Genomic DNA, 13,226 nt, shown 5'->3' on the forward strand with positions numbered 1-13,226 from the left:
CGGGTGAAGGGCCTGTCTACGCACACGGCCGAGGGCAGGACGTCGTATCTGCATGTCTCGGCGGGCACGCGAACCGTACCGGCGTGTAGCGGTTCGTCCCGCAGCCCGCCGAGACATGCAGATACGACGTCCTGCCCTCGGCCGTGTGCGTAGACAGGCCCTTCACCCGTTCCGTGTCCAGGTCGCAGTTGGTGACCAGCGCCCCGTAGAAGGGGATGCACAGCTGCCCGCCGTGCGTGTGGCCGGCGAGGATCAGGGGGTAGGCGTCGGCCGCGTACGCGTCCAGCACCCTCAGGTACGGCGCGTGGACCACGCCCATCGAGAAGTCCACGGACGACGACGGGCCGCCGGCCACCTCCGCGTACCGGTCCCGCTTGATGTGCGGGTCGTCCAGGCCGGTCAACTCGATCGACACACCCTCGACCTTCAGGGTGCCGCGGGTGTTGGTCAGGTTGAGCCAGCCCGCGGTGTCGAAACCGTCCCGCAGGTCCTCCCACGGGTTGTGGACCACGCCCACGGCCGGCGGGTTGCCGTTCAGGCCGTGGCGGCCGCTCGTCTTCTCCAGCAGATAGCGGGCGGGGTTACGGGGCCTGGGGCCGTAGTAGTCGTTGGAGCCGAAGACGTACGCCCCCGGGAACTCCATCAGCGGGCCCAACGCGTCCAGGACCTCCGGCACGCCCTCCGGGTCCGACAGGTTGTCGCCCGTGTTGATCACGAAGTCGGGTCGCAGGCCCGCCAGCGAACGCAGCCAGCGCTGCTTCTTGTGCTGACCGCCGACCATGTGGATGTCGGAGACCTGGAGCATGCGCAGGGGACGCATTCCGGCGGGGAGGACGGGGACCGTGACCCGTCGGAGGCGGAAGGAGCGGGCTTCGAAGCCCGCCGCGTACACCAGACCGGCGGCGCCAGCCGCCGCGATCGACAGAGGTACTCCGTATCGCGCGCGCATGGGTCCCATCGTGTCAGACCCGGCAAGTACCCCGTCGCCCGCCGTCCCTTGAAGCCGTCCCTTGAAGCCGCCCCTCGAAACCGACCCCCTTGAATCGACCTGGAGCCGACCCCCCTAAAACGATGGGCGTCCGGCCTCACGCACCTGCGAGAATCAGTCACATGACCACCACGCTCAAGTCGAAGCTGCAGGAAGACCTCACCTCCGCGATCAAGGAGCGCGACGAGCTCCGCTCCTCGACGCTGCGCATGACGCTCGCCGCGATCACCAAGGAGGAGGTCGCGGGCAAGGAGAAGCGTGAGCTCTCCGACGACGAGGTCCTCAAGGTGATCACCAAGGAGGCGAAGAAGCGCCGCGAGGCGGCCGACGCCTTCGCCGAGGGTGGTCGTGCCGAGTCGGCCGAGCGCGAGAAGGCGGAGGGTGCGCTCCTCGCCACGTACCTGCCCAAGCAGCTGTCCGACGAGGAGCTGACCGACCTCGTCGCCCAGGCCGTCGAGGAGGCGAAGGCGGCGGGCGCCGAGGGGCCGCGGGCCATGGGCGCCGTCATGAAGATCGTGAACCCGAAGGTCGCGGGCCTCGCGGAGGGCGGTCGCGTCGCCGCCACCGTGAAGAAGCTCCTGGCCGGCTGACCGACCGCGCCGAACGACGAACGGCGAACGCAGAACGGCGAACGCAGAACGGCGAACGCAGAACGGCCCCTTCACCGTCGTACAGAGATATCCGGCAGAGATATCCGTACGACGGTGAAGGGGCCGTTCGCCGTTCGCCGTCCAGCGACCCGCGGTCAGCGCCAGTGGCTAGCCGTTCCGGCCCCCGTTTCCGTTGTTGCCCTGGAACAGGTCCTCCGGGATGGAGAAGGTCGGCGTCGGGAAGCTCCCGCCGTCCGTGCCGCCGTTGTCCGAGCCACCGTTGTCGTCGCCGTTGTCCCCGTCGCCGTTCCCGTTGCCGTTCCCATTCCCGTTTCCGTCGCCGTCCCCGTCGCCGCGGTCCGGGTTGTCGCTGGGGAGCTGGATGAAGTTGAACGGCGGGGCGTCCTTGCCCGCGAGGGCGCCGGTCATGGCGTCCTTCCAGATCGGGCCGGGGACCTTGCCGCCGTAGACGAGGTCGTTGTACTCGCCGCCGATGTAGATGTTCTTCATCTCGACCTTCTGGGAGGCGCTGCCCACCCAGACGGCGCCCGACAGGTTCGGCGTGTAGCCGACGAACCAGGCGTTCTTGCGGGAGTCCGTCGTACCCGTCTTACCGGCGTTCTCGCGGTCGGTGAGGCCCGCCGTCTGGCCGGTACCGGAGTCGACCACGCCCTTGAGGAGCTGGTTGACGGTGTCCGCGGTCGTCTCGGACATGGCGCGCGAGCAGGTCGACTTGGGCACCTCCAGCGACTTCTGCTGCTGGGCGACCTTCTGGGTGATCGACTCGATGGCGATCGGCGTGCAGTACATGCCGCGGGAGGCGAAGGCGGCGTACGCGGTCGCCATCGTCAGCGGGGAGATGCCCTTGGAGCCCAGCGCGATCGCGGGCACCTCGGGCAGCTTGTCGCCGTTGCCCTGCACGACCTGGAGCTTGTTGGTCATGTTGACCACGGGGCACAGGCCGATGTCGGAGATCATCTGCACGAAGTAGGTGTTGACCGACAGCTCCATCGCCTTCTTCAGGCGGTAGGGGCCCTTCTCCGACTCCGACTCGTTCTCCAGCGTCTCGCCGTTCAGGTTGACCCACGGCTTGCTGTCACAGGTCTGTACGGGGCTCGGGTACTCCATCTGGTACGGCGACGAGTACTCCTGGTTGGCCGGCCGGCCCTCCTCCAGCGCCGCCGCCGCGACGAACGGCTTGAACGTCGAACCGGTCGGGAAGCCGTAGTTGGAGCCGCCCATGCCGTAGCCGACCGAGTAGTTGATCTCGGTCTCGTTCTTGCCGTAGCCGTACGGCTTCGACTGGCCCATGCCGACGATCTTGCCGGTGCCGGGCTCGACGAGGGTGGCCGCGGCCGCGACCTTGTCCGACTTGTAGACGTGGTCCTTGAGCGAGGCCTGGACCGAGTCCTGCGCCTGCGGGTCGAGGGTGGTCTTGATCGTCAGACCGCCCTGGTTCCAGACCTTGGCACGGGCTTCCTTGGTCTTGCCGAAGACCGGGTCGCTCTTGAAGACGGCCTCGACGTACTTGCAGAAGAAGCTGGCGCCCTTCACGGCGGTGATGCAGCCGTTCTTGGGCTGGCTGACCTTCAGGCCGAGCTTCTGCTCCTGGGCCTTGGTGGCCTCCGCGCGGGAGATGTCGCCGACCTCTGCCATGCGCTGGAGCACGATGTTGCGCCGCTTGGTGGCCTCGGCCTCGTCGTTGATCGGGTCGTACCGGCTGGGCGACTGGACGATGCCGGCCAGCAGCGCCGACTGGGCGAGGGTGAGGTCCTTGGCTGACTTGGAGAAGTAGCGCTGGGCGGCGGCCTCGACACCGTAGGCCTGCTGGCCGAAGAACGTGATGTTCAGGTAGTTCTCGAGGATCTTCTTTTTGCCCAGCTCCTCCTCGACCTGGATCGCGTACTTCAACTCGCGGATCTTGCGGCCGATGGTCTGCTGGGTGGCCTGGGCGACCTTCGTCGGGTCGTCGCCGGCCTCCTCCACGAAGACGTTCTTCACGTACTGCTGGGTGAGCGTGGACGCGCCCTCGGCCACCCCGCTGCTCTGCACGTTCTTGTTGAGCGCGCGCAGCACGCCCTTCAGGTCCACCGCGCCGTGCTGGTAGAAGCGCGAGTCCTCGATCGCGACGATCGCCTTCTGCATGTACGGCGAGACGTCCTTGAGCTCGACGACCGTGCGGTCGCGCGAGTACACCGTGGCGATCTGGCCGCCCTTGGCGTCGAGGATCGTGGTCCGCTGGCTCAGCGGCGGCGTCTTCAGATTGGCCGGGAGCTCGTCGAAGCTCTCGACCGAACCCTTGGCCGCGAGCCCGAGCGCACCGAAGGCGGGCAGGGCGATGCCCGCCAGTACCGCACCCGAGAGGACGCTGACACCGAGGAACTTGGCGGCCTGCTGGGCGGGGGACAGGCCACCACCGGAGCGCTTCTTCGACATAGGGGGCAGCCTAATCCGTACTCATGAACGTTCGACGAGACCCAGTGGCCGTTTCGAGCGCATGGCAAAGAGAGCGCCTACCTTCTCATTCGCCGGACACGCGCGCAGGCCTTGGCCTAAGCTGCTCTCAACTGTCACAGCAGTGCGGCCACGTATCAATACGTCCGGCGACCCCGAATCGTTCCGGATGTTCCCCAACTTTCTGATGGGGGCGTGTCCGAATCCGCCTTGTGTGTCACCTGGTGCCCGTTGTGACTCAACTGAACTGTCCCGCTTTGTCGGGATGATCACGCATGTCGCCAGCTCACTCCCCCGGGTGATCTGCCGCTTACCCATAGTCCGTTCGGGCCATTCAAGATTGGGCCCGAAGGGGGTGTTGCGCTGTGCCCACCTTCCGTAACGTCCTCAACTGGCGGCGGTGAATATGCCGCTGCCGCCGTGGGGGAGCCTCGATTCGGGAGAGGACGGCGCCGGTATGGGCTGGGTAACCGACTGGAGTGCGCAGGCGGCCTGCCGCACTACCGATCCGGATGAACTGTTCGTTCAAGGAGCAGCGCAGAACAGGGCCAAGGCGGTGTGCACCGGATGCCCGGTGCGCACGGAGTGCCTGGCCGACGCGCTCGACAACCGCGTCGAGTTCGGCGTGTGGGGAGGCATGACGGAGCGGGAACGCCGCGCGCTGCTGCGCAGGCGGCCCACCGTGACCTCCTGGCGCCGGCTCCTTGAGACAGCGCGTACGGAATACGAGCGAGGGGTCGGCATTCTGCCCCTCGACGACGATGAGGTGTACGAGAACTACGCGGCGGTGAGCTGAGGGCGGGACCCCTGGGGGTCCGTCCGCTTCGGCTCAGCCGTCCGCGGTCGCTCAGCCGTCCGTGGTCTCGGTCTCGGGCAGCTCCGGCCGACCGGCCGCGAGCCGTGTTCCGATGTCTCGCAGCCCCGCGAGGTCGTGTACGTCGCCGGGCAGCGCGGCCACCTCCGCCACCGCCACTTCGGGGTGGAGCGAGGTGAAGCGGTCACGCGTGCGCTGCTCGCGGGAGAGCAGCTGCATACGCTCGGCATGCAGTCTCAACAGGCCTGCGGTGAGTTGTTCGACGGTCCGGTCCGCGGCGGGGGAGCCTTCGGCGGACACCGGAACGGATGCGTGGTCGGACGCGGAGGATTCTGAACTGCCGTCTGTGTCGGGAGAGTTACGAACTCCAGCTTTCCCGTCCTCCTGATCGACAATGCGGGACTCCTCAAGATTTTCCGCGGCGGCGAGTGCCCGCTCGGCCGACAGCCGGGCGGCGCCGCTGCCGTGGACCCTGTTGAGGACCAGGCCCGCGAGCGGCATGTCCTCGGCGGCCAGCCGCTCCACGAAGTACGCGGCCTCCCGCAGCGCGTCCCGCTCCGGCGCCGCGACCACCAGGAACGCCGTGCCGGGAGCCTGGAGCAGCTTGTACGTCGCGTCCGCGCGCGTGCGGAACCCGCCGAACATCGAGTCCATGGCGGACACGAACGTCTGGACGTCCTTGAGGAGCTGACCGCCGAGCAGCTTGCCGAGGGTGCCCGTCATCATCGACATCCCGACGTTCAGGAACTTCATCCCCGCGCGTCCGCCGAGCTTGGCCGGTGCGGTGAGGAGCCGGATCAGCTTGCCGTCGAGGAAGGACCCGAGCCGCTTGGGCGCGTCCAGGAAGTCCAGCGCGGACCGGGACGGCGGGGTGTCGACGATGATCAGGTCCCACTCGTCACGAGCCCGCAGCTGGCCCAGCTTCTCCATCGCCATGTACTCCTGCGTGCCCGCGAAGCCCGCAGAGAGCGACTGGTAGAAGGGGTTGCCGAGAATCGCGGAGGCCCGCTCGGGGTCCGCGTGCGCCTCGACGATCTCGTCGAAGGTGCGCTTCATGTCGAGCATCATCGCGTGCAGCTCGCCGTCGCCCTCGACGCCCTTCACCCGGCGCGGGGTGTTGTCGAGGGAGTCGATGCCCATGGACTGGGCGAGCCGGCGGGCCGGGTCGATGGTGAGGACGACGACCTTGCGGCCGCGCTCGGCGGCCCTGAGGCCCAGCGCTGCCGCGGTCGTGGTCTTGCCGACGCCGCCCGAGCCGCAGCACACCACGATGCGGGTCGCCGGATCGTCGACCAGCGGATCGAGGTCGAGCATGCGCGCGGGGGAGAGGCGGTGGTGGCGGGCCTGCCCCTCGACGTCCGGACTCATGACATCCCCTGCTTCCGCAGTTCCGTGGCCAGCTCGTACAGACCCGCCAGGTCCATGCCCTCGGCGAGCAGCGGCAGTTCGTGCAGCGGCAGGTCCAGTTCACCCAGCACCGCGCGCTGTTCGTGCTCCAGCGCGTACCGCTCGGCGTACTCCTCGGCCTGGGCCAGGAGCGGGTCCACCAGCCGCTCGGCATGCCCGCCGCGCCGCGCCCCGCCGAGCCCGGCGGCGGACAGCGACTGTGCGAAGGAGGAACGAGTAGTGCCCCGTACGAGTTCCAACTCGTCCGCGTCCAACACCTCCGGGCGCACCATGTTCACGATGATCCGCCCCACCGGCAGTTTCGCCGCCTGGAGCTCCGCGATGCCGTCCGCGGTCTCCTGGACGGGCATCTCCTCCAGCAGTGTCACCAGGTGCACGGCCGTCTCCGACGACTTCAGCACCCGCATCACCGCCTGCGCCTGATTGTGTATCGGCCCTATCTTCGCGAGCCCCGCCACCTCGTCGTTGACGTTGAGGAAGCGCGTGATGCGTCCGGTGGGGGGTGCGTCCATCACGACGTAGTCGTAGGCGAACCGCCCGGACTTCTCCTTGCGCCGCACCGCCTCGCACGCCTTGCCGGTCAGCAGGACGTCCCTGAGACCCGGCGCGACGGTGGTGGCGAAATCGATCGCGCCGAGCTTCTTCAGGGCGCGTCCGGCTCCACCGAGCTTGTAGAACATCTGGAGGTAGTCCAGAAGGGCCAGTTCGGGATCGATGGCGAGGGCGTACACCTCCCCGCCGCCCGGTGCGACCGCGATTTTTCTCTCCTCGTAGGGCAATGCCTCCGTCTCGAAGAGCTGTGCGATGCCCTGGCGGCCCTCGACCTCGACGAGAAGCGTGCGCTTCCCCTCGGTGGCCAGGGCCAGCGCGAGGGCCGCGGCCACCGTCGTCTTACCGGTGCCGCCCTTGCCACTGACGACCTGGAGCCTGCTCACGTCTTCGAGCGTAACCATTCGATGCGGGTACCAACCGGCAGGCTGTGGATAACGCCGGAGGATCCTGTGTGTGGTCAGCGGCTAAAGTCGGCCACATGACCAAGTGGGAATACGCAACCGTGCCGCTGCTCGTCCATGCCACGAAGCAGATTCTGGACACCTGGGGCGAGGACGGCTGGGAGCTCGTCCAGGTCGTGCCCGGGCCGAACAACCCCGAGCAGCTGGTGGCCTACCTGAAGCGGGCCAAGGCGTGAGCGCGGTCGAGACGAAGCTCGCCGAGCTCGGGCTGACGCTGCCGGAGGTCGTACCGCCGTTGGCCGCGTACCAGCCAGCCGTGCAGTCGGGCGTGTACGTGTACACGTCGGGCCAGCTGCCGATGATCGAGGGCAAGCTCCCGGTCACCGGCAAGGTGGGCGCGGAGGTCACCGCGGAGGAGGCCAAGGACCTGGCCCGCACCTGCGCGCTGAACGCGCTGGCGGCCGTCAAGTCGGTCGCCGGTGATCTGGACCGCGTCAAGCGCGTGGTGAAGGTCGTCGGGTTCGTGGCGTCGGCGTCGGACTTCACCGGCCAGCCGAGTGTCATCAACGGCGCGAGCGAGCTGCTGGGCGCGGTCCTCGGCGACAAGGGCGTCCACGCGCGCAGTGCGGTCGGCGTGGCGGTGCTGCCGCTGGACGCACCGGTGGAGGTCGAGGTCCAGGTGGAGCTCACGGAGGCGTAGGCCTTCGGCGCGGCGGGCCGCTCGGCGCGACGCCGGGCGGGTCGGCTGCGGTGCGCGCCTGCTGGGCCGGGCGGGCTGCGGTGACTGGCTGCCGGGCTGAGTGGCCGCGGCTTGTGGTCGCCGGGTCGGGTGGGCCGCGGTGCGGCACCGCCTGGCCGTACCGCCAGGCCGAGCGAGCGCCCGTGCGTGGCTGTCGGGCTGGACGGGCTTCGACGTGGCTGCCGGACCGGGGGCTCGGGTGTTCCTGGGCCTGTGCGGAAGCGGGCCGCTCGGACTGCTCGGGCCGCGATACGGATACCCGTCCCGGCTGCTCGCGGCCGTATAGGGCCCCTCTCGAACATTCGCGCACCACGGGATAGCCTCCGCCCATGGCGAATGGGCAGTGGTTTCCGCAGGACTGGCCGGAACGTATCCGTGCGCTCGCCGACGGCACGCTCACCCCGGTCGTCCCCAAGCGGGCGGCCACGGTCATGCTCCTCAAGGACACCACCGCGGGACCCGCCGTGCACATGCTGCGCAGACGCGCCTCCATGGCTTTCGCCGGAGGCGCGTACGCGTATCCGGGCGGCGGTGTGGACCCCCGCGACGACGACCATCAGATCCGCTGGGCGGGCCCCACGCGCGCGTGGTGGGCCGAGCGGCTCGGTGTCGACGAGACGGAGGCCCAGGCGATCGTCTGCGCGGCCGTCCGCGAGACGTACGAGGAGGCGGGCGTCCTGCTCGCCGGGCCGACCCCGGACTCGGTGGTCGGTGACACCACGGGCGAGGACTGGGAGGCGGACCGCGAGGCCCTGGTCGCGCGGGACGTGAGTTTCGCCGGGTTCCTGGAGCGTCGCGGCCTGGTGCTGCGTTCGGACCTGCTGGGCGCCTGGACCCGTTGGATCACCCCGGAGTTCGAACCCCGCCGCTACGACACCTGGTTCTTCGTCGCCGCCCTCCCCGAGGGCCAGCGCACCCGCAACGCCTCCACGGAGGCGGACCGCACGGTGTGGATCGGACCCGCCGAGGCGGCGTCGTCGTACGACAAGGGCGAACTGCTGATGATGCCGCCCACGATCGCGACCCTGCGCCAGCTGACGCCGTACGGCACCGCGCGCGAGGCACTCACGGCCGCCCCCTCCCGCGACCTGACCCCCGTCCTGGCCAGGGCCCGCCTGGACGACGACGAGATCGTGCTGTCCTGGCCGGGCCACGACGAGTTCACCAAGCACATCCCGACCGGTGGAGCCCCCGCATGACCGACGCCGCAGCCCTCCCCGGCCAGCCGCGAGGCGGAGTGCTCTCGGGTCCCGCCACCGCGCGTGCCGTCAACGTCCTCGCGCCCAACGCGTCCGCGATGACCCTGGACGGCACGAACACCTGGATCCTCGCCGAGCCCGACTCCGAACTGGCCGTGGTGGTCGACCCCGGGCCGCTGGACGAGGGGCATCTGCGCAACGTCGTGGACACCGCGGAGAAGGCCGGCAAGCGCGTCGCCCTGACCCTGCTGACGCACGGTCACCCGGACCATGCCGAGGGCGCCGTGCGGTTCGCCGAGCTGACGGGCACCAAGGTGCGGGCGCTGGACCCGGCGCTGCGGCTGGGCGACGAGGGGCTGGGCGCCGGGGACGTGGTCAGGGTCGGCGGCCTGGAGCTGAGGGTCGTACCGACGCCTGGGCACACCTCGGACTCCCTGTGCTTCCATCTCCCGGCCGATCAGGCGGTCCTGACGGGCGACACGATCCTGGGACGCGGTACGACGGTCGTGGCGCACCCTGACGGCCGCCTGGGCGACTATCTGGACTCCCTGCGGCGTCTGAGGTCCCTCACGGTCGACGACGGCGTCCACACCGTCCTCCCGGGCCACGGACCCGTCCTGGAGGACGCCCAGGGGGTCGTGGAGTTCTATCTCGCCCACCGCGCCCATCGGCTGGCCCAGGTGGAGACGGCCGTGGAGGACGGGTACGGGACGCCGGGCCAGGTCGTCGCGCACGTGTACGCGGACGTGGACCGGTCCCTGTGGCCGGCGGCGGAGCTGTCGGTGCGGGCGCAGCTGGAGTATCTGGAGGAGCACGGGCTGATCTAGCGGGGCGGGACGCTTCTGGGTCCGTTCACGCACGCGCGTGCGCCTGCTTCGGCCCGCACCGCCCCGATAGGCGTCCTGGTCGCTCGCACGCCCTCCCCGCGCGTACGCCTAGTCCGGACGCGGCGCCTTCACCCCGTGCACGCGCGCGTACTCCTCGGCCAGCCACGGCCCGAGATCGTCGACGTACGACATGAGCACGTCCAGGTCGCCGCGCGGCGTGTGGCCGAGGACCGCCGCCGCCCGCATCCGGTCGGCCCGCTCCGGGTAGTACGCGCCGAACGCCTCCGCCATCTCCGTCAGATCGCTCGTCCAGCCGTTCCAGCGGGGCATGACGAGGGTGAAGCCGGTGCGGACGAGGTGGCGGGACATGAAGCGCGCGAGGGGGCGCAGAGCAGCCTCCGAGTCGCCCGTCCGGGAGATCCGCTCGCGCCAGCGCGGCAGCAGCAGGGCGAGGTCGCCGTTGGTCTCGCGGGCGAGCCGCGAGTCGGGGCGGTAGCGCGGCAGGTACTCGGCGAGGTCGTCGCCGAGCAGCGGGGTGCACAGACAGGCCACGAACCACCCCAGGTCGTACGTCTCCGCCTCGCTCAGCAGCCGCGCCCGGCTGTGGAGCAGCGTCCCGGCCCCGTCGATCTCCGGGAACTCCTTGTCCAGTGCCGTGTCGAGGGCCCGGACCGTCCCCCGGTCCGCGTCCGTGGGCTCCCCGTTCAGGGCGACCAGCAGGTCGAGGTCGCTGCGGCTCACGCGCGCGGTGCCGCGCGGGATCGACCCGTAGAGGTACGCGCTGTGCAGCCGTGTCCCGAACAGGTCCAGCAGCCGGTCCCGTGCCACGGCGACGACCGGGCGGAAGGCGTGCGGCACGCGCGCGAGGGAGCCTTCGCGCTCGATGTAGCCCTGGGCGTCGAGCCCCTTGCGCAGAACGGTTTCGGCCATGGGTTCACTGTGCCCCCACCGACCTGCCGGAACTGGGTATTCACGGCACCGCCGAACGGGGTCGACTTCGGTGGGGAGCGCGAAGGGCCCCGCCGTGCGGCGGGGCCCTTCGTACGACGTGTCGTGGCTAGCGCGACCGCTTGGCGAGTCGCTCCACGTCCAGCAGGATCACCGCGCGGGCCTCCAGGCGGAGCCAGCCGCGCTGGGCGAAGTCGGCGAGGGCCTTGTTGACCGTCTCGCGGGAGGCGCCGACCAGCTGGGCGAGCTCTTCCTGCGTGAGGTCGTGGACGACGTGGATGCCCTCCTCGGACTGCACGCCGAAGCGGCGGGAGAGGTCCAGGAGCGCGCGGGCGACGCGGCCGGGGACGTCCGAGAAGACCAGGTCGGACATCTGGTCGTTGGTCTTGCGCAGCCGACGGGCGACGGCGCGCAGCAGCGCGGTGGCCACCTCGGGGCGGACGTTCAGCCAGGGCTGGAGGTCGCCGTGGCCGAGGGCGAGCAGCTTGACCTCGGTCAGCGCGGTGGCGGTCGCCGTGCGCGGGCCCGGGTCGAAGAGCGACAGCTCACCGATCAGCTCGCCGGGGCCGACGACGGCGAGCATGTTCTCGCGGCCGTCGGGGGAGGTGCGGTGCAGCTTGACCTTGCCCTCGGTGACGACGTAGAGCCGGTCGCCCGGGTCGCCCTCATGGAACAGGGAGTCGCCACGCGCGAGGGTCACCTCACTCATGGAGGCGCGGAGCTCCGCGGACTGCTCGTCATCGAGCGCCGCGAAGAGCGGGTTGCGCCGCAGAACGTCGTCCACGAGTTCTCTCCTTGTCGACCTGCTCAGGGGATCTTGCTCCCCCTTGGTACCAGGGGACCGTGTTCCCCATTTTGCCGGACGGTCCAAACAGTGTGATCTGTCACAAGGATGCCGCACAGGTGTCCCGAGGTAAGCGGCAGGGGTCCAATCGGGGGCCGATCTCCTGGGTCCGGGGCGATTGTCGGTGCCGGGCTCTAGGCTGGCCGGGTGTCCAAATCGCCGGTGAGAGCACAGGCCAAGGGGGCTGGGCGGGTGGTTGTACGTCGAGATTCCGCTGTGGGCGAACAGGGCCCCGGTGGCGGAAAGAAAACGGCAAAAGTGACAAAGAAGGCTGCGGTGAAGAAGGCTCCGGCGGTGGTGAGGCAGGTGGCCGGGACGAAGGCCGCCGAGAAGAGAGCCGGGGCGAAAAAGGCTGTGGCGAAGAAGGCCGGGGCGGGAAAGGCTCCGGCCAGGACCGTCGCCGTCAAGCCGGCGAAGGCCGAGTCGCCCACCGCGCTGGTCCGCCGGGCCCGCCGGATCAACCGCGAACTGGCCGAGGTGTTTCCGTACGCCCACCCGGAGCTGGACTTCGAGAACTCCTTCCAGCTCGTGGTCGCCACGGTGCTGTCCGCCCAGACGACCGACCTGAGGGTCAATCAGACGACCCCCGCGCTCTTCGCCAAGTACCCGACCCCCGAGGACCTGGCCGTCGCCAACCCGGAGGAGGTCGAGGAGATCCTCCGTCCGACCGGCTTCTTCCGGGCCAAGACCAAGTCGGTCATAGGGCTGTCGAAGGCGCTGGTGGAGCAGTTCGGCGGTGAGGTGCCGGGGCGGCTCGAAGACCTGGTCAAGCTGCCCGGCGTGGGCCGCAAGACGGCGTTCGTCGTCCTCGGCAACGCCTTCGGACGGCCCGGCATCACCGTGGACACGCACTTCCAGCGGCTGGTGCGGCGCTGGCAGTGGACCGCCGAGACCGACCCCGACAAGATCGAGGCCGCGATCGGCGCGCTGTTCCCCAAGAGCGACTGGACGGACCTCTCGCACCACGTCATCTGGCACGGCCGCCGTATCTGCCACGCCCGCAAGCCCGCCTGCGGCGCCTGCCCCATCGCCCCGCTCTGCCCCGCGTACGGCGAGGGCGAGACGGACCCCGAGAAGGCGCAGAAGCTCCTCAAGTACGAGAAGGGCGGCTTCCCGGGGCAGCGGCTCAACCCTCCGCAGTCCTACCTGGACGCGGGCGGCAAGGCGGCACCGCCGCTGGGGGCCGGATGACGGGGGGTGCGGGCCGATCGGTGACGCCGGACCGTTCTACGGCTGTCGTCCCTTCAGCGGGTGACGGTGCTCTCTGCTGCCGGGGAGGTCGGGACGGCGCCGAGCCCCTGAGGGCAGGCCTCACCACGGCAGTGGGGCGGAGGGCGAGCGGCACGGGACGAACGCCGGCACCGGCCCTGGACTGCGTCCCGGCCTCGGGTTCCGTCTGGTCCTCGACCCGCGATCGGGTCCACGTCCCGGCGTGGTCGTCGGTATGCCGGGCGTCGGGGCAG

The 13,226-nt window shown here is 69.9% G+C and carries 13 protein-coding genes; 7 read left to right on the forward strand and 6 right to left on the reverse strand.

Annotated elements, in window-relative coordinates:
• Window positions 1–16: 16 nt before the first annotated feature.
• Window positions 17–949, reverse strand: coding sequence for a metallophosphoesterase (locus tag HLK59_RS30780; protein WP_171144829.1), 933 nt, complete (start codon window positions 947–949; stop codon window positions 17–19).
• Between the two features lie 161 nt (window positions 950–1,110).
• Here HLK59_RS30780 and HLK59_RS30785 point away from each other — a divergent pair, with 161 nt between their 5' ends.
• Window positions 1,111–1,578 (forward strand): GatB/YqeY domain-containing protein, encoded by a 468-nt coding sequence (locus HLK59_RS30785; RefSeq protein ID WP_171144830.1) that lies wholly within the window; start codon window positions 1,111–1,113, stop codon window positions 1,576–1,578.
• Between the two features lie 168 nt (window positions 1,579–1,746).
• On the opposite strand, the gene HLK59_RS30790 is transcribed toward HLK59_RS30785, so the two are convergent.
• Entirely contained in the window at window positions 1,747–4,014 is a 2,268-nt protein-coding gene (locus tag HLK59_RS30790; protein ID WP_171144831.1) for a transglycosylase domain-containing protein, read from the reverse strand.
• A gap of 475 nt (window positions 4,015–4,489) precedes the next feature.
• Between HLK59_RS30790 and wblA the strand changes: the two genes are divergently transcribed.
• The gene (gene wblA / locus HLK59_RS30795; RefSeq protein WP_037735517.1) at window positions 4,490–4,828 is read left to right on the forward strand and encodes a transcriptional regulator WblA; all 339 of its coding nucleotides are present in this window, start codon (window positions 4,490–4,492) and stop codon (window positions 4,826–4,828) included.
• 51 nt (window positions 4,829–4,879) lie between these two features.
• Here the strand turns inward: wblA and HLK59_RS30800 are convergent, their stop codons facing one another.
• Window positions 4,880–6,214 carry an ArsA family ATPase gene (locus HLK59_RS30800; protein WP_171144832.1) on the reverse strand — a complete coding sequence of 445 codons (1,335 nt, stop codon included), beginning with the start codon at window positions 6,212–6,214 and terminating at the stop codon, window positions 4,880–4,882.
• The gene (locus HLK59_RS30805) at window positions 6,211–7,188 is read right to left on the reverse strand and encodes an ArsA-related P-loop ATPase (protein ID WP_171144833.1); all 978 of its coding nucleotides are present in this window, start codon (window positions 7,186–7,188) and stop codon (window positions 6,211–6,213) included. The genes HLK59_RS30800 and HLK59_RS30805 overlap by 4 nt, the downstream gene beginning before the upstream one ends.
• A gap of 95 nt (window positions 7,189–7,283) precedes the next feature.
• Between HLK59_RS30805 and HLK59_RS30810 the strand changes: the two genes are divergently transcribed.
• The 4 genes from HLK59_RS30810 (at window position 7,284) to HLK59_RS30825 (ending at window position 9,971) form a co-directional block, all read left to right on the forward strand.
• Entirely contained in the window at window positions 7,284–7,442 is a 159-nt protein-coding gene (locus HLK59_RS30810) for a DUF4177 domain-containing protein (RefSeq protein ID WP_020129281.1), read from the forward strand.
• Window positions 7,439–7,906, forward strand: coding sequence for a RidA family protein (locus tag HLK59_RS30815; RefSeq protein WP_171144834.1), 468 nt, complete (start codon window positions 7,439–7,441; stop codon window positions 7,904–7,906). Before HLK59_RS30810 ends, HLK59_RS30815 begins: the two co-directional genes overlap by 4 nt.
• A gap of 368 nt (window positions 7,907–8,274) precedes the next feature.
• Window positions 8,275–9,144 (forward strand): NUDIX hydrolase, encoded by an 870-nt coding sequence (locus HLK59_RS30820; RefSeq protein ID WP_171144835.1) that lies wholly within the window; start codon window positions 8,275–8,277, stop codon window positions 9,142–9,144.
• Entirely contained in the window at window positions 9,141–9,971 is an 831-nt protein-coding gene (locus tag HLK59_RS30825; RefSeq protein ID WP_171144836.1) for an MBL fold metallo-hydrolase, read from the forward strand. Before HLK59_RS30820 ends, HLK59_RS30825 begins: the two co-directional genes overlap by 4 nt.
• Before the next feature lie 108 nt (window positions 9,972–10,079).
• On the opposite strand, the gene HLK59_RS30830 is transcribed toward HLK59_RS30825, so the two are convergent.
• Window positions 10,080–10,901 (reverse strand): nucleotidyltransferase domain-containing protein, encoded by an 822-nt coding sequence (locus tag HLK59_RS30830; protein WP_171144837.1) that lies wholly within the window; start codon window positions 10,899–10,901, stop codon window positions 10,080–10,082.
• 127 nt (window positions 10,902–11,028) lie between these two features.
• Window positions 11,029–11,703: a Crp/Fnr family transcriptional regulator gene (locus HLK59_RS30835; RefSeq protein WP_046260291.1), complete on the reverse strand. Its 675-nt coding sequence runs from the start codon at window positions 11,701–11,703 to the stop codon at window positions 11,029–11,031.
• A 354-nt stretch (window positions 11,704–12,057) separates the two neighbouring features.
• Here HLK59_RS30835 and nth point away from each other — a divergent pair, with 354 nt between their 5' ends.
• Complete coding sequence (nth, locus tag HLK59_RS30840; RefSeq protein ID WP_346779850.1) at window positions 12,058–12,954, forward strand: endonuclease III; 897 nt, start codon at window positions 12,058–12,060, stop codon at window positions 12,952–12,954.
• Window positions 12,955–13,226 lie beyond the last annotated feature (272 nt).

Origin of the sequence: Streptomyces sp. S3(2020) (genome assembly GCF_013044505.1) — a bacterium.
Lineage (GTDB): Bacteria > Actinomycetota > Actinomycetes > Streptomycetales > Streptomycetaceae > Streptomyces.

What these genes read in the sequence shown, in the direction of transcription:
- HLK59_RS30800 (WP_171144832.1), bottom strand. Translation starts at nt 6,214, where the DNA reads ATGAGTCCGGACGTCGAGGGGCAGGCCCGCCACCACCGCCTCTCCCCC.
- HLK59_RS30780 (WP_171144829.1), bottom strand. Translation starts at nt 949, where the DNA reads ATGCGCGCGCGATACGGAGTACCTCTGTCGATCGCGGCGGCTGGCGCC.
- HLK59_RS30825 (WP_171144836.1), top strand. Translation starts at nt 9,141, where the DNA reads ATGACCGACGCCGCAGCCCTCCCCGGCCAGCCGCGAGGCGGAGTGCTC.
- HLK59_RS30810 (WP_020129281.1), top strand. Translation starts at nt 7,284, where the DNA reads ATGACCAAGTGGGAATACGCAACCGTGCCGCTGCTCGTCCATGCCACG.
- HLK59_RS30785 (WP_171144830.1), top strand. Translation starts at nt 1,111, where the DNA reads ATGACCACCACGCTCAAGTCGAAGCTGCAGGAAGACCTCACCTCCGCG.
- wblA (WP_037735517.1), top strand. Translation starts at nt 4,490, where the DNA reads ATGGGCTGGGTAACCGACTGGAGTGCGCAGGCGGCCTGCCGCACTACC.
- HLK59_RS30820 (WP_171144835.1), top strand. Translation starts at nt 8,275, where the DNA reads ATGGCGAATGGGCAGTGGTTTCCGCAGGACTGGCCGGAACGTATCCGT.
- HLK59_RS30790 (WP_171144831.1), bottom strand. Translation starts at nt 4,014, where the DNA reads ATGTCGAAGAAGCGCTCCGGTGGTGGCCTGTCCCCCGCCCAGCAGGCC.
- HLK59_RS30830 (WP_171144837.1), bottom strand. Translation starts at nt 10,901, where the DNA reads ATGGCCGAAACCGTTCTGCGCAAGGGGCTCGACGCCCAGGGCTACATC.